Source organism: Pseudomonas fluorescens (genome assembly GCF_003732425.1).
In the GTDB taxonomy this organism is placed as follows: domain Bacteria; phylum Pseudomonadota; class Gammaproteobacteria; order Pseudomonadales; family Pseudomonadaceae; genus Aquipseudomonas; species Aquipseudomonas fluorescens_BE.
Genome location: NZ_MOBX01000014.1, coordinates 729,889 through 748,724, shown reverse-complemented (window position 1 = coordinate 748,724; position 18,836 = coordinate 729,889). Strand labels below are relative to the sequence as shown.

The 18,836-nt window shown below is 59.7% G+C and carries 18 protein-coding genes; 9 read left to right on the top strand and 9 right to left on the bottom strand.

The annotated features are described in order from the left end of the window. Positions 1-21 precede the first annotated feature (21 nt). Positions 22-1,455: a M48 family metalloprotease gene (locus tag BK670_RS20615; RefSeq protein ID WP_123452424.1), complete on the top strand. Its 1,434-nt coding sequence runs from the start codon at positions 22-24 to the stop codon at positions 1,453-1,455. An 82-nt stretch (positions 1,456-1,537) separates the two neighbouring features. Here BK670_RS20615 and BK670_RS20610 read toward each other — a convergent pair whose 3' ends face one another. The 4 genes from BK670_RS20610 to rpoE all read right to left on the bottom strand — a co-directional run bounded on the left by BK670_RS20610 (position 1,538) and on the right by rpoE (position 5,355). Next, a complete protein-coding gene (locus BK670_RS20610) occupies positions 1,538-2,971 on the bottom strand; it encodes a DegQ family serine endoprotease (RefSeq protein ID WP_034153148.1) in 1,434 nt (477 codons plus the stop codon). Positions 2,972-3,181: 210 nt separating this feature from the next. After that, the gene (locus BK670_RS20605) at positions 3,182-4,147 is read right to left on the bottom strand and encodes a MucB/RseB C-terminal domain-containing protein (RefSeq protein WP_123452422.1); all 966 of its coding nucleotides are present in this window, start codon (positions 4,145-4,147) and stop codon (positions 3,182-3,184) included. An 8-nt stretch (positions 4,148-4,155) separates the two neighbouring features. Then, positions 4,156-4,743: a sigma-E factor negative regulatory protein gene (locus BK670_RS20600; protein WP_034153146.1), complete on the bottom strand. Its 588-nt coding sequence runs from the start codon at positions 4,741-4,743 to the stop codon at positions 4,156-4,158. A gap of 30 nt (positions 4,744-4,773) precedes the next feature. Beyond that, the gene (gene rpoE, locus BK670_RS20595) at positions 4,774-5,355 is read right to left on the bottom strand and encodes an RNA polymerase sigma factor RpoE/AlgU (protein ID WP_003172477.1); all 582 of its coding nucleotides are present in this window, start codon (positions 5,353-5,355) and stop codon (positions 4,774-4,776) included. Positions 5,356-5,913: 558 nt separating this feature from the next. On the opposite strand from rpoE, the gene nadB reads away from it, so the two are divergent. Next, positions 5,914-7,530 (top strand): L-aspartate oxidase, encoded by a 1,617-nt coding sequence (gene nadB / locus BK670_RS20590; protein ID WP_123452419.1) that lies wholly within the window; start codon positions 5,914-5,916, stop codon positions 7,528-7,530. Here the strand turns inward: nadB and BK670_RS20585 are convergent. Both BK670_RS20585 and BK670_RS20580 read right to left on the bottom strand, forming a co-directional pair. After that, positions 7,499-7,951 (bottom strand): protein YgfX, encoded by a 453-nt coding sequence (locus tag BK670_RS20585; RefSeq protein ID WP_123452417.1) that lies wholly within the window; start codon positions 7,949-7,951, stop codon positions 7,499-7,501. The two genes, nadB and BK670_RS20585, sit on opposite strands and share 32 nt — an antisense overlap. Then, positions 7,935-8,189, bottom strand: a complete 255-nt coding sequence (locus BK670_RS20580; protein ID WP_007911418.1) for an FAD assembly factor SdhE — start codon at positions 8,187-8,189, stop codon at positions 7,935-7,937. Before BK670_RS20580 ends, BK670_RS20585 begins: the two co-directional genes overlap by 17 nt. A gap of 150 nt (positions 8,190-8,339) precedes the next feature. Here BK670_RS20580 and ygfZ point away from each other — a divergent pair, with 150 nt between their 5' ends. Then, positions 8,340-9,281, top strand: a complete 942-nt coding sequence (gene ygfZ, locus BK670_RS20575) for a CAF17-like 4Fe-4S cluster assembly/insertion protein YgfZ (protein ID WP_123452415.1) — start codon at positions 8,340-8,342, stop codon at positions 9,279-9,281. A gap of 35 nt (positions 9,282-9,316) precedes the next feature. Continuing rightward, positions 9,317-10,138, top strand: a complete 822-nt coding sequence (locus BK670_RS20570) for an HDOD domain-containing protein (protein WP_123452413.1) — start codon at positions 9,317-9,319, stop codon at positions 10,136-10,138. Positions 10,139-10,275: 137 nt separating this feature from the next. Here BK670_RS20570 and BK670_RS20565 read toward each other — a convergent pair whose 3' ends face one another. Next, positions 10,276-11,661, bottom strand: coding sequence for a sensor histidine kinase (locus BK670_RS20565; RefSeq protein ID WP_123452410.1), 1,386 nt, complete (start codon positions 11,659-11,661; stop codon positions 10,276-10,278). Continuing rightward, positions 11,654-12,325: a response regulator gene (locus tag BK670_RS20560; protein ID WP_007911422.1), complete on the bottom strand. Its 672-nt coding sequence runs from the start codon at positions 12,323-12,325 to the stop codon at positions 11,654-11,656. Before BK670_RS20560 ends, BK670_RS20565 begins: the two co-directional genes overlap by 8 nt. A gap of 236 nt (positions 12,326-12,561) precedes the next feature. Here BK670_RS20560 and BK670_RS20555 point away from each other — a divergent pair, with 236 nt between their 5' ends. The 5 genes from BK670_RS20555 to BK670_RS20535 all read left to right on the top strand — a co-directional run bounded on the left by BK670_RS20555 (position 12,562) and on the right by BK670_RS20535 (position 17,982). Then, positions 12,562-13,854, top strand: a complete 1,293-nt coding sequence (locus BK670_RS20555; protein ID WP_123452408.1) for an OprD family porin — start codon at positions 12,562-12,564, stop codon at positions 13,852-13,854. 92 nt (positions 13,855-13,946) lie between these two features. Next, positions 13,947-14,924, top strand: coding sequence for a Bug family tripartite tricarboxylate transporter substrate binding protein (locus BK670_RS20550; protein ID WP_123452406.1), 978 nt, complete (start codon positions 13,947-13,949; stop codon positions 14,922-14,924). Positions 14,925-14,980: 56 nt separating this feature from the next. After that, positions 14,981-15,439, top strand: coding sequence for a tripartite tricarboxylate transporter TctB family protein (locus BK670_RS20545; RefSeq protein WP_123452404.1), 459 nt, complete (start codon positions 14,981-14,983; stop codon positions 15,437-15,439). A 1-nt stretch (position 15,440) separates the two neighbouring features. Beyond that, the gene (locus BK670_RS20540; protein WP_123452401.1) at positions 15,441-16,955 is read left to right on the top strand and encodes a tripartite tricarboxylate transporter permease; all 1,515 of its coding nucleotides are present in this window, start codon (positions 15,441-15,443) and stop codon (positions 16,953-16,955) included. Next, positions 16,948-17,982 carry an AbrB family transcriptional regulator gene (locus BK670_RS20535; protein WP_123452399.1) on the top strand — a complete coding sequence of 345 codons (1,035 nt, stop codon included), beginning with the start codon at positions 16,948-16,950 and terminating at the stop codon, positions 17,980-17,982. The genes BK670_RS20540 and BK670_RS20535 overlap by 8 nt, the downstream gene beginning before the upstream one ends. Before the next feature lie 160 nt (positions 17,983-18,142). Here BK670_RS20535 and ung read toward each other — a convergent pair whose 3' ends face one another. Then, the gene (ung, locus tag BK670_RS20530) at positions 18,143-18,835 is read right to left on the bottom strand and encodes a uracil-DNA glycosylase (protein WP_123452847.1); all 693 of its coding nucleotides are present in this window, start codon (positions 18,833-18,835) and stop codon (positions 18,143-18,145) included. Position 18,836: the final 1 nt, after the last annotated feature.

Here is an 18,836-nt window from a genome sequence, read left to right as displayed (position 1 = left end):
TTGTCTTCTAAGGCTCTGTGCATGACTTTTCTGCGCCCTACCCTGCTGACGCTCGCTTGCCTGCTCGCCTCACCAGGCTTTGCCGACGATCTGCCGTCACTCGGCGACGCCAGTTCTGCCATTGTCTCGCCGCAACAGGAATATCAGCTGGGCCGCGCCTGGCTGGCGATGTTGCGCAGCCAGGTTTCCCAACTCAACGACCCACAGCTCAAGGACTACGTCGAATCCAGCGTGTACAAGCTGGTGGAGACCAGTCAAGTCACTGACCGACGCCTTGAATTCATTCTGATCAACAGCCCGCAACTCAACGCCTTCGCGGCGCCGGGTGGCGTGGTCGGGGTCAACGGTGGTTTGTTCCTCAATGCGCAGACCGAGGGCGAATACGCTTCGGTACTGGCGCACGAATTGGCGCACTTGTCGCAACGCCACTTTGCTCGTGGTGTAGAGGCTTCGCAACGGATGCAGGTGCCGATGATGGCCGCGCTGCTGGCCGGGATCGTCATTGCGGCGGCCGGAGGCGGCGATGCCGGGATTGCGACCATCGCCGGTACGCAGGCAGCGGCGATTCAGTCGCAACGCACCTTTTCCCGCCAGAACGAACAGGAAGCCGACCGCATCGGCATCCTCAATCTGGAAAAGGCCGGGTATGACCCGCGCTCGATGCCAACCATGTTCGAACGCCTGATGCGTCAATATCGTTTCGATGCCAAGCCGCCGGAATTCCTGCTGACTCACCCGGTAACCGAATCGCGGATTGCCGACACCCGCAACCGTGCCGAGCAGGCCAGACCGGGCGGCATTGAAGACTCCAAGCGCTATCAATTGATCCGCGCGCGCGTGCAGCTGATCTACGAAGAAACCCCTGGCCTGGGCGCCAAGCGTTTCCGTGCGCAGCTGGATGAAAACCCGAAAAACGACGTGGCGCGCTACGGCCTGGCGATTGCGCAGATCAAGGGCGGTCAGTTGAATGAGGCGCGCGAGAATCTCAAGCAATTGCTCGCGACGTCGCCAAACGAAATCATCTACAACCTCGCTCAGGTCGATCTCGACATCACCAATAATCGTTTGCCCGACGCGCAATCGCGGGTTGACCGGATGCTCACGCAATATCCGGGCAACTATCCGCTTAACCAGGTTCGTGTGGATCTGCTTCTGAAACAGAATCGCGCACCAGATGCCGAGAAGGCCCTGGAAGCGTTACTCAAATCACGCCCGGATGATCCGGACGTCTGGTATCAGGTCGCCGAAACCCGTGGTTTGTCCGGCAACATCATTGGCCTGCATCAGGCGCGCGCCGAGTATTTCGCGTTGGTTGGTGATTATCGCCAAGCGATCCAGCAACTCGATTTTGCCAAGCGCAAGGCGGGCAGCAACTTCCCGCTGTCGTCGCGAATCGATGCCCGCCAGCGTGAGCTGATGGAGCAGGAGCGAATGATCAAGGACATGATGGGCTAAGCCTCCTGCCATCCAGACAAAAGCTTCACGCATAAAAAAACCGCCTCTTTCGAGGCGGTTTCTTTTTTACCCTGCCGCTGGATTATTCAGCCAGCTTGAAGGTGATGAAGCTGGCGCGACCTTGACGCAGAACGCGCATCGACACCGAACGATTCTTCGGCAGCGCCTTGGCAATCTCGCCGAACTCCTTGGTGGAGCCGATGGCTTGATTGTTCAAGTGCGTGATCACGTCACCTGGCTGTAGACCGATCAGGGCCGCAGGACCGTCCTGCACTTCCTTGATCACCACACCACCTTTGAGGTCGTAGGTTTTCTTCTGCTCGGCGGTCAGCTCGCCCACCGACACTCCGAGGCGGTTGCTGGTGCTTTCAGTACCGGACTTCGGCAGCGCATCCAGCTCTTTGTCTTCGTCCGGGATCGCGCCAACCGTCAGTTCGACATTCTTGCGCTTGCCTTCACGAATCACTTCCAGATTGGCTTTGGCGCCAGCTTTCAGTGCTCCGACCAGATGCGGCAGATCCGCCGACATGACGATCGGCTGCCCATTCATACTCAGGATCACGTCGCCGACTTGCAGGCCGCCCTTCGCTGCCGGACCATCATCCTGAATCTGTGCAACCAGCGCGCCGGCCGGTTTATCCAGACCGAACGACTCGGCCAGATCCTTGTTCACTTCCTGGATGACCACGCCCAACCAGCCGCGGCTGACCTTGCCCCCGCTCTTCAACTGATTGGAAACGTCCATCGCCACGTCGATCGGGATCGCGAACGACACGCCCATGAATCCGCCCGAACGGGTGTAGATCTGCGAGTTGATGCCGACCACTTCACCGTTCAGGTTGAACAGCGGACCACCGGAGTTACCTGGGTTGATCGGCACGTCGGTCTGAATGAACGGCACATAGTTTTCGTTTGGCAGGCTACGGCCCACGGCACTGACGATGCCTTGAGTCACGGTATGGTCGAAGCCAAACGGCGAACCGATTGCCACAACCCACTGCCCGGCTTTCAGATCCTGGGATTTACCCAGTTTGAGCACAGGCAGGTCCTTGCCTTCGATTTTCAGCAAGGCCACGTCGGAGCGTGGATCGGTGCCGATCAGCTTGGCTTTCATTTCACTGCGGTCGGCGAGGCGGACGAGGATCTCGTCGGCATCGGCGATCACGTGGTTATTGGTCAGGATGTAGCCATCCGGGGAGATAATGAAGCCCGAACCCAGCGACTGCGCTTCCCGCTGACGACCACCACCGCCCGGCGAACGCTGCTGAGGCGGCATGCCACGTTCGAAGAACTCGCGCAGCATCGGCGGCAAGCCTTCCAGATCAGGCATCTGTTGGTTCACTTTGCGATCCGGCAGTTTCTGCGTGGTACTGATGTTCACCACGGCTGGCGAAGCTTGTTCGACCAATTGGGTGAAGTCAGGCAGATCGGCCGCTTGCGCAGCAGGCACCGCCTGACCGAGCAACAGCACAGTGGCGAAAATGGAGAGATAGGATTTCAAACTTGGTATCGACATACAGCTCCCGTTACGACGAGCAGGGTTAAGCGATATGGAGCAAGGAACACCGGAAACCACCGACCGGCATTTTTGTTCCGGGAACAACAAACAAGGCCAGAGCCGTGAGGCTCTGACCTATAAAAAATTTTCGGGGTATTTGCAAATGAAAATGCTCAGCAAACATTTCATCTACGTCTCAACGAAGAAGTGGTAATGACTGAAATCAGCTCACTGCTTGCTGGTTGCAGTGCCATCGGTATTACGCATCGACAGAGCAATTCGTTCGGCGGTGCCAATCGGGATCTCGCCAACCACCGTGACCATCATTTCGCCCTCGGGCGTGGTCAGGCGACGGGAAACGGCAACGGTCGGACCGAGCTGAGTGCGGGTATCGGTAACCGTCGCACCGTTCAACGGCTCGAGGAACACCGAGAAACGCGCCAGACCGTCGTCATACATCAGGCTGTTAACCTGAGTCTTGGTTTCCGGATCTTTATGCGAGGTGCTGCTGGTCAGTTCAAAACCCGGCGGCAGCCAGTCCGAATGCCAGACCTGAGCGGTCTTGGCCGCCGATGCCTTGTCACTGTCGAGCGTTATCGCTTTACAGTCGGCATCAGCCTGCAAATCCTTATCCGACGGGACTTGGTCAGTATCCAGACTGGTGAACTGGAAGCGTTCGAGCAACTGCCCCTTGTCGTTCAGCAGCAACGACTTCAGCGGCAAGCCGGTTTTCTTGTCCAGATGCAATTCAAAACCGTAGCGATGCTGATCGCGAGGCGTCAGCGATACGATCACTGCGTCTCGCCCAGCCACGCGCGATTTGCCGATGACGGCAAGGTCATACCAGTTTTTCAGCTTTTGCGGATCGAGAGGACGAGCGGCCGTGCTAGGAGAATCCCCCAGTCCGGCAATCAAGGTGCCGCCGACGCATTGAGTACGTCCATCAATGCGCACGACTTCCTGCGCCGAACCATCGAGCTGGAGTAAACGCTCGCGGACCTGGCCATTCTGGACGCGATGCCAGATGTTGTGGGTAGAAAAACTACCGTTACGCTCGTAAACGAAAGTGCCGTGAAAGCTTTGCTGCTGCTCGGCCTGGCCCAGACGGGTCAACCAGTCCTGGGCCTCACTAGCATGGGCTGGAACAACGAACCAGCCACTGAGCAGAAGCGAAAGTAGAGGTATGGCGCGCATGATCCTCCTTAACGGTTTTCCAGGCTTGCTGCACGGGCGTATGGCAACGCGCTTTCAGTGCCTTTCAGTGCAGCCTGTTGAGCGTGCTGACGCAGGTAGCCTGGCAGACGCTGATCGTGCCAACCTGGTTGACCTTGCAGTACGCCGTTGGCCATAGGGCCAGTCGCTTCCGAACTCTCGCTGTAGCCAGCCAGAACTGCCGGACCTTTGACCTGCGGAGTGGCCAGGGTTGGCTGATTGGATTGCTGAGCCAATTCGACACCCGCGATTTCGTCCTGGTTGTACAGGCGAACACCGGCCAGAACGGCAACAGTCACCGAGGCTGCAACAGCCAGACGGCCCAGGTTGCGCCATGGGCTGCGAGATACTTTGGCCGGAGCCGTTTCGTCTTCCAGTGCAGCAGACACTGCCGCAGCGATATCCAGACGTGGAAGCAGCAGATCCTTGTGCATGGCTGCCCGAGCGATCTGGTAACGAGCCCAGGTCTCACGGGTATCAACATCATCCAGTGCGTTGAGCACTCGACGCAATTCCAGTTCGTCCGCTTCGTTATCCATCACTGCGGACAGCGATTCCTGCAGGGCTTCACGACTCATGGCGTTCCTCTCTTGGCTGTCGCCGCTGTCTCAGTTTTCCTGCAACAACGGCTGCAGGGCTTTATCGATGGCCTCCCGAGCGCGGAAAATCCGGGAGCGCACGGTACCCACCGGACATTGCATGACGCTCGCAATGTCCTCGTAACTCAGACCATCGAACTCACGTAAAGTTAAAGCCGTACGCAAATCTTCTGGCAGTTGCTGAATGGTTCGATGGACAGTGCCTTCGATCTCATCCCGCAGCAGTGCACGTTCTGGTGACTCGAGATCCTTGAGGCCATGATCGCCATCGTAGAACTCTGCATCTTCGGAACTTACATCGCTATCCGGCGGCCGGCGGCCGCGTGAAACCAGGTAATTCTTCGCCGTGTTAATGGCAATGCGGTAGAGCCACGTATAAAACGCACTGTCACCGCGAAAATTTCCAAGCGCTCGATACGCCTTGATAAAGGCTTCCTGAGCCACGTCCTGGGCTTCATGGGTGTCGTGCACGAAACGCACGATCAACCCGAGAATTTTGTGCTGATACTTCAGCACCAACAGATCGAAAGCTCGCTTGTCGCCGCGTTGAACGCGCTCGACCAGCTGCTGATCCTCTTCCTGGGTTAGCATGAACACTCCTCGATAAGCCCGAAGGAGACTTGCATAACTAAACGACCAGACTTGCAAACATAGACTCGGGCTTTTCGCAAAAGTTCTCCCCCTCCAGGCAAGTTTCCTGCGAGCTCTGATTTGGCACGCACGAAAAACGCAGCTCGGGATAAACCGGCTGCGCGAATAATCTTGTCATCGGTTTCGCCGGCAGGAATCCAACCGCAGATTCCGCACTGAAGCCGACACTGTCCCTTATCTCTGGCACCGACTATTGATCTTAGGCCTTTGGCAAAAGTTCCAATTATTTATAGCCGTCACCACCTGACATTGGGCAACCCTGTGCAGAAAAAGGCTGTTTCAGCACCGATACAGTCGCCTTCCCCCCAAACGGGTCAGAAAAACTTCCGACGAAGCACACGGTTTTTTCGGTCACAGTAGTTTCACAATGCCATATCGGCCCGGCTATTGTGCCGCTCCCCCCCTCTATATACTAGTGGGCTGTGTGGCTGTCTTGACTCGCCGATCCAGCTGTCTTGCACCACCCCCGACCCGGGTCGCTTTGAGCGGAATCCTGTAATGAGCCAACAATTCCAACATGATGTTCTGGTCATAGGCAGCGGTGCTGCCGGTTTGAGTCTCGCGCTGACCCTGCCAGGTCATTTGCGCATTGCCGTATTAAGCAAAGGCGATCTCGCCAACGGGTCCACCTATTGGGCCCAGGGCGGCGTCGCTGCCGTGCTGGATGATACCGACACTGTCGAATCCCACGTCGATGACACCCTGAACGCCGGCGGTGGCCTGTGCCACGAAGACGCCGTGCGCTTCACCGTCGAGCACAGCCGCGAAGCCATCCAGTGGTTGATCGATCAAGGCGTGCCCTTCACCCGCGACGATCAGTCAGGCACTGAAGATGGTGGGTTCGAATTCCACCTGACCCGCGAAGGCGGCCACAGCCACCGACGCATCATCCACGCGGCCGATGCCACCGGCGCGGCCATCTTCAAAACCCTGCTGGCCCAGGCCAAAGAGCGTTCGAACATCGAACTGCTGGAGCAGCGGGTTGCCGTCGACCTGATCACCGAACGGCGCTTGGGCATGGACGGCGAACGTTGCCTCGGCGCCTACGTACTCAACCGCAAGACCGGTGAAGTCGACACCTACGGCGCACGCTTCGTGATTCTGGCCTCGGGCGGTGCCGCCAAGGTCTACCTCTATACCAGCAACCCCGACGGCGCCTGCGGTGACGGCATCGCCATGGCCTGGCGTTCGGGCTGCCGCGTGGCGAACCTGGAGTTCAACCAGTTTCACCCGACCTGCCTGTACCACCCGCAGGCCAAGAGTTTTCTGATTACCGAAGCCCTGCGCGGCGAAGGCGCCCATTTGAAGCTGCCCAATGGCGAACGCTTCATGTCCCGCTTCGACAAGCGCGCCGAGCTGGCACCGCGCGACATCGTCGCCCGGGCCATCGACCACGAAATGAAGCGCTTGGGCGTCGACTGCGTGTATCTCGACATCAGCCACAAACCCGAAGCGTTCATCAAAAGTCACTTCCCGACTGTTTATGAGCGCTGCCTGGGTTTCGGCATCGACATCACCAAGCAACCGATCCCGGTCGTCCCGGCCGCGCATTACACCTGCGGCGGCGTGATGGTCGATCAGAACGGCCGCACCGATGTACCCGGTCTGTACGCCATCGGTGAAACCAGCTTCACCGGCCTGCATGGCGCCAACCGCATGGCCAGCAATTCGCTGCTGGAATGCTTTGTCTATGCCCGGTCAGCGGCGGCAGACATCCTCGCGCAACTGGACGATGTAGCTGCGCCCAACGCCCTGCCCGCCTGGGACGCCAGCCAGGTGACCGATTCGGACGAGGACGTGATCATCGCGCACAACTGGGATGAATTGCGGCGTTTCATGTGGGACTACGTCGGCATTGTGCGTACCAACAAGCGCCTGCAACGGGCGCAGCACCGCGTGCGTCTGCTGCTGGACGAGATCGACGAGTTCTACAGCAACTATAAGGTCAGCCGCGATCTGATCGAACTGCGTAACCTGGCACAAGTCGCCGAACTGATGATTTGCTCAGCCATGGAGCGCAAGGAAAGTCGCGGTCTGCATTACACCCTCGACTATCCCGACCTGCTGCCCGAGGCGCTCGACACTATTCTGGTGCCGCCCACCTACGTCGGCTGAACTTGAGCCGTACTCGCAGGCGTCGATGCAGATCCGCCGCCTGCGAGTCCCGTGGCACGCAGATTGATCTGACCCGCCATTCCCCGCGCAGCCTGAACCTCAACACCACAATCAGCGGTAACGCGAGACTGTCCGGGCGCAGTTGTACCGCCTGCCAGCCCTGCGCCTGATTCCACAACTGCCAGCCATCGGCGTCACGGCGCAATCCGCGAAATGCCTTGGGATGACTCAGCAGAATCTGCCGTGGCAACACCCGAATCCCGTGAAGCAGGCAAGCGCAAGCCCCGAGTAGACTGGCCCAGAGTGGAATCGAAAGCAGAAACAAGGAGCCCAGTGCGAACGCCTGGGCCAACAGATACGCCGCCAGCAACTGCCGTGAGGCATGCCAGCGGCATTCGAACGTATTACTTGGGCTGGACACGGTCCAGGATCATGCGAACCATGCGCTGTAGTTCCGGATCTTCAGACTCGCTGCGCTCCATGAACCAGCCGAACATGTCCTGATCCTCGCACGTCAACAGACGGACATACAGATCGCGATCCACCTGGTTCAACGTCGCGTAAACCTCCTGCACGAACGGCACCAGCAGTACGTCAAGCTCAAGCATGCCGCGACGGCTGTGCCAAAAGAGGCGATTCAGTTCAACTTGTTCGACCATGGAGCCCTCCTCAAATTTGGCGGCAAGTATACAGCCCCGAGGCGGGTCGCACAGTCGGCTTTGGTCGGGCACCACCGATCCTTTATCAACTACCCATTTCAACCATGCCCCCTTATGATGTGCCCCAGTCTATTTACCCTGCGATGACCCATGGCCGATTCTGCTTTTTTCTGCACCCTGTCTCATGAAGGCGTTCTCGCGGTTCGCGGCGCGGATGCCGGAAAATTCCTGCAAGGCCAGTTGACCTGCAATCTCAATTACCTGAGCGACAATCGCGCCAGCCTCGGCGCCCGCTGCACGCAGAAAGGCCGGATGCAGTCGAGCTTCCGCATTCTGCTCGAAGGCGATGGTGTGGTCCTGGCGATGGCCAGCGAGCTGCTCGAGCCGCAACTGGCGGACCTGAAAAAGTACGCGGTGTTCTCCAAATCGAAACTGACCGACGAAAGCGCCGCGTGGGTACGCTTCGGCCTGGAGCATGGCGACACTGCCTTGACCAGCCTCGGCCTGGACCTGCCGGCGGAAACCGACAGTGTTGTGCGCAACGAAGGCCTGATCACGATTCGCGTCTCGCCCGACCGCGCCGAACTCTGGGCCCCGGCCGATCAGGCTGACGCGATCAAAGCCAAATTGTCCGCCGCCCTGCCTGAAGCCGAGCTGAATCAATGGCTGCTGGGCCAGATCCGCGCCGGTATCGGCCAGGTCATGCCAAGCACCCGCGAGCTGTTCATCCCGCAAATGCTCAACTTGCAAGCCGTTGGCGGCGTGAGTTTCAAGAAAGGCTGCTACACCGGCCAGGAAATCGTCGCGCGCATGCAATACCTGGGCAAACTCAAACGTCGTCTGTATCGCTTGAGCCTGGACGCTGCTGATTTGCCGGAGCCAGGTACGCAATTGTTCGCGCCAAGCCACAACAGCTCCATCGGTGAAGTGGTACTGGCCGCCCATGCCGGACAAAACATTGAACTCCTGGCGGTGCTGCAGGCCGAAGCTGTCGAAGCCGGTGATTTGCATCTGGGCACCCTCGAAGGTCCCGCGCTGCATCTGCTCGACCTGCCTTACGAACTGGATCGCGACCGCGAAATCCAGCGCTGATCGCAGCATTTGTTGCAACACCCTAGAGAGTTTAAATGAGCGAACTGGCGGAAAAAGTCCAACAGGATTTGGTTGCGGCCATCGATAAAGATGACCTGGTTCTGCCCACGTTACCGGAAGTGGCCCTGCAGATTCGCAAGGCCGCTGAAGATCCGGAAATCAGCGTCAGCGACCTGAGCAAAGTGATCGGCCGTGACACCGCGCTGTCTGCGCGCCTGATCAAAGTGGTCAACAGCCCGCTGCTGCGCGCCGCCCAGGAAGTCACCGACCTGCACACCGCCATCACCCGGCTGGGCATCAACTACAGCAGCAACCTGGCGATCGGCCTGGTGATGGAGCAGATTTTCCACGCTCGCTCCGAAGTGGTGGAACAGAAGATGCGCGAAGTCTGGCGCAAGAGCCTGGAAATTGCCGGGGTCAGTTACGCGTTGTGCCGCCGCTACACGCAACTCAAGCCCGATCAGGCAGCACTTGGTGGACTGGTGCATCAGATCGGCGTGCTGCCGATTCTGACCTACGCCGAAGATCACTATGAGCTGCTATCGGATCCGGTCAGCCTCAACCATGTGATCGACCATATTCACCCGTTGCTGGGCGACAAGTTGCTACGCGTGTGGGAGTTTCCGGAACGATTGGTGGAGTTGCCCGGGCGCTATCAGGACTTCAAGCGCGACTCGACTGCTATTGACTATGTCGATCTGGTGCAGGTGGCCAGCCTGTATTGCCACAAGGACACTGATCACCCATTTGCGCGGATTGATCCGCTGAGTGTGCCGGCGTTCAGAAAACTCGGGATTGATCCGGAGAACAAAGCGCTGTGTGAAGACCTGGAAGAATCGCGGACGATGTTTTACTGATCCAGGACCTCAGTGCTGCCATCGCTAGCAGGCTAGCTCCCACAAAAGAACTACATACCAGCTAACTCCCGCAGTGGAATGCATTCCCTCTGTGGGAGCTAGCCTGCTAGCGATTGCGCCAGAACAGACACTGCAAATCACCCGGCAATAAAACTGACCCGCACCTTCAAACCCGCCTGCTCGCCATCATGCAAGCTGATCTGCGCCAGATGCGCCCGGCAGATCTCGCCGACGATCGCCAGTCCCAGCCCTGAACCCGCCACCTGCTGATTGCGCCGGTAGAACCGCTCGAACACCCGATCGCGCTCTTCCAGCGGAATGCCCGGCCCGTCATCTTCAACCTCAAGCACCGCCGGCGCCGTCACCCGCAGAATCACATTGCCGCCCGGTGGCGTGTGCGCCAGCGCGTTGTCGACCAAATTGCTAAGCAACTCATTCAACAACGTTGGCTCACCACGCAGCCAGACCGGTTCGTCCGCCTCCAGCGCCAGCGCCACCCCGCGTTTGTGCGCCAGTGGCGCCATGGCCATGCCCAGCTCTCGGGCCAACTGACTCAGATCGAGCAACTGCGCGCCGCCCTCGGCAATCGCCCGGGCGCCGTTTTCGACCCGCGCCAGCGACAGCAACTGATTGGCCAGATGAGTCAGGCGATCAGTGCTTTGTGCCGAGGACTCCAGCGTCGAACGCCAGACCTCGGCATCATTGGAACGCAGGCCCAATTCAAGCCGCGCCTTCAGCGCTGCCAAAGGCGTACGCAACTCATGGGCGGCATCGGCAATGAACTGCGCCTGCCGCTCGAACTGCCCGCGCAAGCGCTCGGTGAAATGGTTGAGGCCGCGCACCAACGGCCACAGCTCATGCTGCACTTCAACCAATGGCAGCGGACGCAGGTCATCAGGCTGACGCTCTTCCACCGCCGTGCGCAAACGCTCCAATGGGCGCAATGCCGCACTGACCGCGAACCAGACCAGCAACAACGCACCAATCGCCAACATGCCCAAGCGCAGCAAGGTATCGGCCGCCAGGCTGCGTGCCATGCTCACCCGCGCTTCGTCGGTTTCGGCGACGCGGATTTCCGCCATGCCATTCATGTTCGGCTCGCTCACCGCTTTGAGCAGACTGACCACGCGCACGTTCTGACCTTGGTAGGTGGCGTTGTAGAACCGCGCCAACGCGGGATAACTGTCCGTTCGCGGCGTTCCCGGCGGCGGGCCGGGAAGGTTTTCGTAGCCGGAAATCAGCTTCTGATGGATATCGTTGACCTGATAGTAAATCCGCCCGGCGCTGTCGTAAGCGAAGGTGTCGAGTGCCACGTAAGGCACATCGGCGCTCAATGTACCGTCACGTTGCGAGAGGCCGGCGGCGATGGTTCGCGCCGAGGCCAGCAACGTGCGGTCGTAGGCGGTGTCGGCGGCTTCGCGACCATTCCAGTACGCGCTCAAGCCGCTGGCGAGCATCAGCACCACCAGCAGCAATGCGAGGTTCCACAGCAAGCGCCAGCGCAGGCTGCTGGGCTTATGCATCGCGACTTTCCAGCAGATAACCCAGACCACGGAACGTCACGATCGCCACCGGTTGGCCGTCGAGTTTCTTGCGCAAGCGGTGCACGTAGATTTCGATGGCATCGGGGCTGGCCTCTTCGTCGAGGCCGAACACCTGGGACGCCAGTTGCTCCTTGCTCATTACCCGCCCCGGCCGGGCAATCAGCGCTTCCAGCACCGCTTGCTCGCGGGACGTCAACGTCAGCAACTCTTCGCCGAGGGTGAAGCGTCGGGTGTCGAGGTCGTAGGCCAGCACGCCGCAGCGCTGCTGGCGTTCGCCACCGAGCACACTGCGCCGCAGCAAGGCTTTGACGCGGGCTTCCAGCTCAGTCAGTTCGAACGGTTTGGCAAGGTAATCGTCGGCGCCCAGATTGAGGCCATGGACGCGATCCTTCACATCGCTGCGCGCCGTCAGCATCAACACCGGCAGATTCTTGCCGCGTGCGCGCAAACGCGCGAGCACCTCGAAACCGTCCATGCGCGGCAGGCCGACATCGAGGATCGCCACGGCGTATTCCTCGCTGCCCAGCGCCAGGTCGGCAGCCACGCCATCGTGCAAAACATCCACGGTCAGACCGGTGCTCTTGAGCGCCTGCGCAACGCTTTCGGCCAGTTGCAGATGGTCTTCGACGAGCAGAACACGCATGGATTTTTACCTCGTTCAGGGATGGCCAACGCCACGCTTTGCCGCGGAGTTTACAGCCGCAACCGCCGCTGTGAAGCCCGAAAACCTTGAAAGTCAGCTGAAAGGTTAGCGAAAGGTTAGCGGATTAGAATCGGCCCACGGACAGTTCCGACTGCCGTCGCTGATGCCACACAGCGCAAAGAAAAACGCCTCGAAGCGTTTTCGACCAATAAGAACAATAAACGGAGTACACCCGCATGCCGTCCATGCAGCCTCAGGCGTCCACGCCTGTTCGCCCTTCCCGTTTCAGCCACACCGCCCTCGCCAGTGCCGCCGCTCTTGCCGGTTTTTCGCCGTTGAGTTTTGCCGACTTCATTGAAGACAGCAGCGCCACCTTTGAAACCCGCAACATGTATTTCAACCGCGACTTTCGCGATGGCACCAGTGCTCAACAGTCCAAGCGTGACGAATGGGCTCAGGGTTTCATGCTCAATCTGCAATCGGGTTACACCGACGGCACCGTGGGGTTCGGTGTCGACGCACTGGGCATGCTCGGGGTCAAACTTGATTCGAGTCCGGACCGCACCGGTACCGGCCTGCTGCCGACCCACGATGACGGGCGCGCTGCGGATGAATACTCGAAAGTCGGCCTGACCGGCAAAGTGAAAATTTCCGCCACCGAACTGAAAATCGGCAGCCTGATTCCAGAACTGCCGATCCTCAAGCCCAACGACGGACGCATTCTGCCGCAGACCTTTGAAGGCGGTTTGCTGACATCCAAAGAGATCAAGAACCTGACCTTCACCGGCGGCCGTCTGGAGAAAGCCAAGGATCGCGACAGCACCGATTTCGAGGACATCGCCCTCAACAACAAGAACAGCCGTTTTGCTGGCACCGTTGCCGGCAAGCATTTCGATTTTGGCGGCGTGGACTACAAGTTCACCGACAAGATCACCGGCAGTTACCACTTTGCCCAACTCGACGAAGTGTACAACCAGCATTTCTTTGGCCTGGTGGCCTCGCGGCCGATGGGCCCGGGCACTTTCGCCACCGACCTGCGTTTCGCCGTAAGTGATGATCAGGGTGCCGCCCGTGGTGGCGAGATCGACAACCGCTCGCTCAATGGTCTGGTCAGCTATGCGCTGAGCGGCCATAAGTTCAGCGCCGGTTATCAGCACATGTCCGGCGACAGCGCCTTCCCGTATGTCGATGGCAGCGACCCGTACCTGGTCAACTTCGTCCAGATCAACGATTTCGCCGGCGCTGAAGAACGCTCCTGGCAGGCTCGCTACGACTTTGACTTCGCCAAGCTCGGCATTCCTGGCCTGAGCTTCATGAGCCGCTACTTGAGCGGTGACAACATCAAGCTCAAGAACGGCGAAGAAGGCAAAGAGTGGGAGCGCAACACCGAAATCAAATATGTAGTACAAAGCGGCGCCTTGAAGGATGTCGCCGTGCGTTTGCGTAATGCCACTTACCGCTCCAACTACTCGGCTCGCGATGCAGACGAAGTGCGTTTGCTGGTGAGCTACAGCGTTGCTCTTTGGTAATTGATTGAAACGTCGAAGATCAAGATCAAAAGATCGCAGCCTTCGGCAGCTCCTACACAAAGCCCCTACAACAAGAAACTGTGGAGAGACCAATGAATTTGTCACTGCGTAAAGTTGCACTGGCCGCCAGTTGCATCCTGTTTGCCGGCCAACTGATGGCCGAACCGAAACGTCCGGAATGTATCGCCCCGGCCTCCCCCGGCGGTGGTTTCGACCTGACCTGCAAACTGGTGCAGAGCGCCCTGGTCAACCAGAAACTGCTGACCAAACCGATGCGTGTGACCTACATGCCCGGCGGTGTCGGCGCGGTGGCGTATAACGCCGTGGTCGCGCAGCGTCCGGCCGATGCCGGCACATTGGTCGCGTGGTCGAGCGGTTCGCTGTTGAACCTGGCCCAAGGCAAGTTCGGTCGTTTCGATGAGACCAACGTGCGCTGGCTGGCAGCGGTCGGCACCAGCTACGGCGCCATCGCGGTGAAGAGCGATTCGCCCTACAAGACCCTCGACGATCTCGTTCAGGCGCTGAAGAAAGATCCGAGCTCCGTGGTGATCGGTTCCGGAGGCACCGTTGGCAGTCAAGACTGGATGCAAACCGCACTGATCGCCAAAGCGGCCGGGATCAACCCACGCGACCTGCGTTACGTGGCGCTGGAGGGTGGCGGCGAAATCGCCACGGCCCTGCTCGGCGGTCACATTCAAGTCGGCAGTACCGACATCTCCGACTCCATGCCGCACATCCAGAGCGGTGACATGCGCCTGCTCGCGGTGTTCGCCGACAAGCGTCTCGACGAGCCGGAAATGAAAGACATCCCGACCGCTCGCGAGCAAGGCTACGACATCGTCTGGCCGGTGGTGCGCGGCTTCTACCTCGGGCCAAAAGTCAGCGATGAAGACTACGCCTGGTGGAAAGATGCGTTCGACAAACTGCTGGCCTCCGATGAGTTCGCCAAACTGCGCGATCAGCGTGAACTGTTCCCGTTCGCCATGACCGGCCCGGAACTGGACACCTACGTGAAGAAGCAGGTTGCGGACTACAAAGTGCTGGCCAAAGAGTTCGGCCTGATCCAGTGATCGCCTCTGTCTAGCGGCTGCGTTCCCGGTTGCGGGGACGCGGCACAGGAGCTCCCATGCTTATTCAACGCATTTTCGCCTCGGTGCTGTTGCTGGTCTGTGCCGGCCTGGCACTGATGGCGTGGCCGTACCAAGCGGCTTTTTCCTACGAACCGGTGGGCCCGCGCGCCTTTCCCCTGCTGATGCTCGGCCTGATGGGCGCGGCGCTGCTGTACATGGTGTTCCGCCCGGCACCGATCAAACACAGCGAAGACGAGCCGCCACTGGATCGCGAAACCCTGACCAAGATTGCGATCTGCGTCGCACTGCTGCTGGTGTTCGCCGGCACGTTCGAATCACTGGGTTTCATCATCGCCAGCATCATCACCGGCGTACCGATGGCGCGCCTGTATGGCGGCCGCTGGCTACCGAGTGTGGTGATCATCAGCCTGATGGCCATTGGTCTTTACCTGCTGTTCGACCGTGTGATGGACGTTCCGCTGCCCCTTGGCCTGCTCAGCGTTCTGGAGAACTGATATGGATACTCTTGGCTATTTGGGTCAGGGTTTCGGCGTCGCGCTGAGCCCTTACAACCTGGTGACCGCGCTGTGCGGCACACTGATCGGCACCGTCGTCGGCCTGTTGCCGGGCCTCGGCCCGATCAATGGCGTGGCGTTGCTGATCCCGATCGCATTTGCCCTCGGCCTGCCACCGGAGTCAGCGCTGATCCTGCTGGCAGCGGTGTACCTGGGCTGCGAATACGGCGGCCGGATCAGCTCGATCCTGCTGAACATTCCAGGCGAAGCCTCCACTGTAATGACCACCCTCGACGGTTACCCGATGGCCCGCAAAGGTCTGGCCGGTGTGGCGCTGTCGCTGTCGGCGTGGAGCTCGTTCATTGGCGCGTTCATCGCCACCTGCGGCATGGTCCTCTTCGCACCGTTGCTGGCGAAATGGGCGATTGCTTTTGGCCCGGCGGAATATTTTGTGCTGATGGTGTTTGCGATCGTCTGTCTCGGCGGCATGGCCGGTGACCGTCCGCTGAAAACATTCATTGCGGCGTTGATCGGTCTGTTCCTGTCAACGGTCGGCATCGATGCCAACAGCGGCGTATATCGCTTCACCGGCGACAACATTCACCTGACTGACGGCATTCAGTTCGTCGTGCTGGTGCTGGGTCTGTTCTCGATCAGCGAAATCCTTCTGCTGCTGGAAAAAACCCACCACGGCCAGGAAGCGGTAAAAGCCACCGGCCGGATGATGTTCAACTTCAAGGAAGCGGCGTCGGTGTTCGTGGTCAACGTCCGTTGCGGCGTGCTGGGCTTCATCATGGGCGTGTTGCCGGGTGCCGGCGCGACCCTCGCCAGTGCCGTGGCCTATATGACCGAGAAACGTCTGGCCGGCGCCAGCGGCAAGTTCGGTGAAGGGGATGCCCGTGGCCTCGCCGCGCCGGAAACCGCGATCGGTGGCGCAGCCTGCGGTGCGCTGGTGCCGATGCTGACCCTCGGCGTTCCAGGCTCGGGCACCACGGCGGTGATGATCGGCGCCCTGTCGCTGTACAACATCACTCCCGGCCCGCTGCTGTTCCAGCAACAACCAGACATCGTCTGGGGCCTGATCGCCTCGCTGTTCATCGCCAACATCATGCTGGTGATCCTCAACATCCCGATGATCCGCATCTTCACCCGCATCCTTGCCGTGCCGAACTGGGCACTGGTGCCGGTGATCGCGATCATCACCGGGATCGGCGTCTACGCGGTGCACGCCACCACGTTCGACCTGTTCCTGATGATCGGCATCGGCATCTTCGGTTACATCCTGCGCAAGCTGGACTTCCCGCTGTCGCCGCTGCTGCTGGGCTTCATCCTTGGCGAACTAATGGAGCAGAACCTGCGTCGCGCCCTTTCGATCTCTAACGGTGCGCTGGAAATCCTCTGGTCGAGCCCGATCACCCTCGGTGTCTGGGTGCTGACGGCAATCATGCTGCTGATGCCGATCATCCGCATCTGGCGCAAACGTTCGGTCGCACGCCGCGCCCTTGCCGATGTTTGATCGCGCCTCACTGAAATCCTGGTGGGGAACCCCGCTGGTCGGTCTGCTTGGCGGTTTTATCGCCAGCCAGATCGGCTGGCCACTGCCGTGGATGGTCGGCTCGTTGCTGGCGATCATCCTCGTGCGCTGCCTGACCCCGTGGCAACTCACGGAAATCCCTGGCGGCCGCAAGTGCGGCCAGTGGATTGTCGGCATCGGCATCGGCCTGCACTTCACCCCGGTGGTGATGGAGCAGGTGCTCAGCCATTTCGGTTTGATCTTCTTCGGGGCGCTGGTCACCAGTTTGTCGGCGGTGGTCGGCGTGTGGTTGATGCGCCGCACCGGCGAGGATCGCGCCACGGCGTTTTTCTCGAGCATGCCGGGCGGTTCCGGAGAGATGGTCAACCTCGGCGCACGTAACGGCGCGATGCTCAGCCACGTCGCGGCGGGGCAGAGTTTACGGGTGCTGGTGGTAGTGTTGTGTGTGCCAGCGACGTTCAAGTATCTGCTCGGCGACGGTACACCGATTTCTCATGCAGGCAGCGTCGATTGGCGCTGGCTGGCGATTCTGTTTCCGGCGGGTGGTTTGCTCGCGTGGCTCTGGCAGCGTTTGCGCCAGCCCAATCCGTGGCTGTTCGGGCCGTTGCTGGTGAGTGCGGCGGTGAGCATTGGCTGGGATTTGCACATCAGCTTGCCCAATGGCGGCAGTCAGATTGGCCAGTGGTTGATTGGCAGCGGTCTGGGTTGTCACTTCAACCGGCAGTTCTTCCGGCGCGCGCCTTCCTTTATGGGGCGGACGTTGATTGGCACGGCGTTGACCATGTTGATCGCGGCACTGGCGGCGTTGGGATTGAGTGCGTTGACCCATCTGGATCTGCGCTCACTGACACTGGGCATGATGCCCGGCGGGATTGCCGAGATGAGCCTGACGGCGGAGACCCTGCAATTATCGGTGCCGCTGGTGACGGCGATGCAGGTGATGCGACTGTTGTTTGTACTGTTTCTGGCGGAGCCGTTGTTCAAGTACTGGGATCGTAATCCCGAGTAAAACCGCGTCCCTGTGGCGAGGGCGCTTGCTCCCGCTCGGCTGCGCAGCAGTCGTAAACCCAACAAATGCGGTCTGTATGAAGGAGCCTGTTAGCAGAAATCGGGGCTGCTGCGCAGCCCAGCGGGAGCAAGCTCCCTCGCCACAGAAAGTCATCACCCCATCAAATCGGCGGCAGACGCCACTCGATCGGCGTCTCGCCATTCCGCTCGAGAAACTTGTTGGTCCGGCCAAAGTGCCCGCAACCCAAGAACCCGCGATAGGCCGACAACGGCGAAGGGTGCACCGACGTCAGCACCAGATGCTTGGTGGCGTCGATCAGCTTCTGCTTGCTCTGCGCATGGGCGCCCCAGAGCATGAACACCAGATGCGGCTGGCGCTCGCTGACCAATTCAATGATCCGATCAGTGAAGAATTGCCAGCCCTTGTCCTTGTGCGCATTGGCGTTGGCACGCTCGACGGTCATGGTGGTGTTGAGCATCAGCACGCCCTGATCGGCCCAGCTCTGCAGGTAACCATGATTGGGAATGTCGATGTTCAGGTCGCGTTTCAACTCTTTATAGATGTTGACCAGCGACGGCGGCGCCGGCACGCCCGGTTGCACCGAAAAGCACAAGCCGTGGGCCTGGCCCTGGCCGTGATACGGGTCCTGACCGAGGATCACTACCTTCACTTTATCCAGCGGCGTGGAGTTCAGTGCGTTGAAAATCATCGGTCCCGGCGGATAGATTTCCTTGCCGGCTGCCCGCTCCTGCTGCAGAAACTGGCGCAACTCTGCCATGTAAGGCTGGTCGAATTCAGCACGCAGTGCCTCCTTCCAGCTCGGTTCGAGTTTGATACGGTCGTCAGCAGTCATG

Bases quoted from the DNA above. Each gene is read 5' to 3' on its own strand.
- BK670_RS20615 (WP_123452424.1), top strand. From the start codon at position 22: ATGACTTTTCTGCGCCCTACCCTGCTGACGCTCGCTTGCCTGCTCGCC.
- BK670_RS20610 (WP_034153148.1), bottom strand. From the start codon at position 2,971: ATGTCGATACCAAGTTTGAAATCCTATCTCTCCATTTTCGCCACTGTG.
- BK670_RS20605 (WP_123452422.1), bottom strand. From the start codon at position 4,147: ATGCGCGCCATACCTCTACTTTCGCTTCTGCTCAGTGGCTGGTTCGTT.
- BK670_RS20600 (WP_034153146.1), bottom strand. From the start codon at position 4,743: ATGAGTCGTGAAGCCCTGCAGGAATCGCTGTCCGCAGTGATGGATAAC.
- rpoE (WP_003172477.1), bottom strand. From the start codon at position 5,355: ATGCTAACCCAGGAAGAGGATCAGCAGCTGGTCGAGCGCGTTCAACGC.
- nadB (WP_123452419.1), top strand. From the start codon at position 5,914: ATGAGCCAACAATTCCAACATGATGTTCTGGTCATAGGCAGCGGTGCT.
- BK670_RS20580 (WP_007911418.1), bottom strand. From the start codon at position 8,189: ATGGTCGAACAAGTTGAACTGAATCGCCTCTTTTGGCACAGCCGTCGC.
- ygfZ (WP_123452415.1), top strand. From the start codon at position 8,340: ATGGCCGATTCTGCTTTTTTCTGCACCCTGTCTCATGAAGGCGTTCTC.
- BK670_RS20570 (WP_123452413.1), top strand. From the start codon at position 9,317: ATGAGCGAACTGGCGGAAAAAGTCCAACAGGATTTGGTTGCGGCCATC.
- BK670_RS20565 (WP_123452410.1), bottom strand. From the start codon at position 11,661: ATGCATAAGCCCAGCAGCCTGCGCTGGCGCTTGCTGTGGAACCTCGCA.
- BK670_RS20560 (WP_007911422.1), bottom strand. From the start codon at position 12,325: ATGCGTGTTCTGCTCGTCGAAGACCATCTGCAACTGGCCGAAAGCGTT.
- BK670_RS20555 (WP_123452408.1), top strand. From the start codon at position 12,562: ATGCCGTCCATGCAGCCTCAGGCGTCCACGCCTGTTCGCCCTTCCCGT.
- BK670_RS20550 (WP_123452406.1), top strand. From the start codon at position 13,947: ATGAATTTGTCACTGCGTAAAGTTGCACTGGCCGCCAGTTGCATCCTG.
- BK670_RS20545 (WP_123452404.1), top strand. From the start codon at position 14,981: ATGCTTATTCAACGCATTTTCGCCTCGGTGCTGTTGCTGGTCTGTGCC.
- BK670_RS20540 (WP_123452401.1), top strand. From the start codon at position 15,441: ATGGATACTCTTGGCTATTTGGGTCAGGGTTTCGGCGTCGCGCTGAGC.
- BK670_RS20535 (WP_123452399.1), top strand. From the start codon at position 16,948: ATGTTTGATCGCGCCTCACTGAAATCCTGGTGGGGAACCCCGCTGGTC.
- ung (WP_123452847.1), bottom strand. From the start codon at position 18,835: ATGACTGCTGACGACCGTATCAAACTCGAACCGAGCTGGAAGGAGGCA.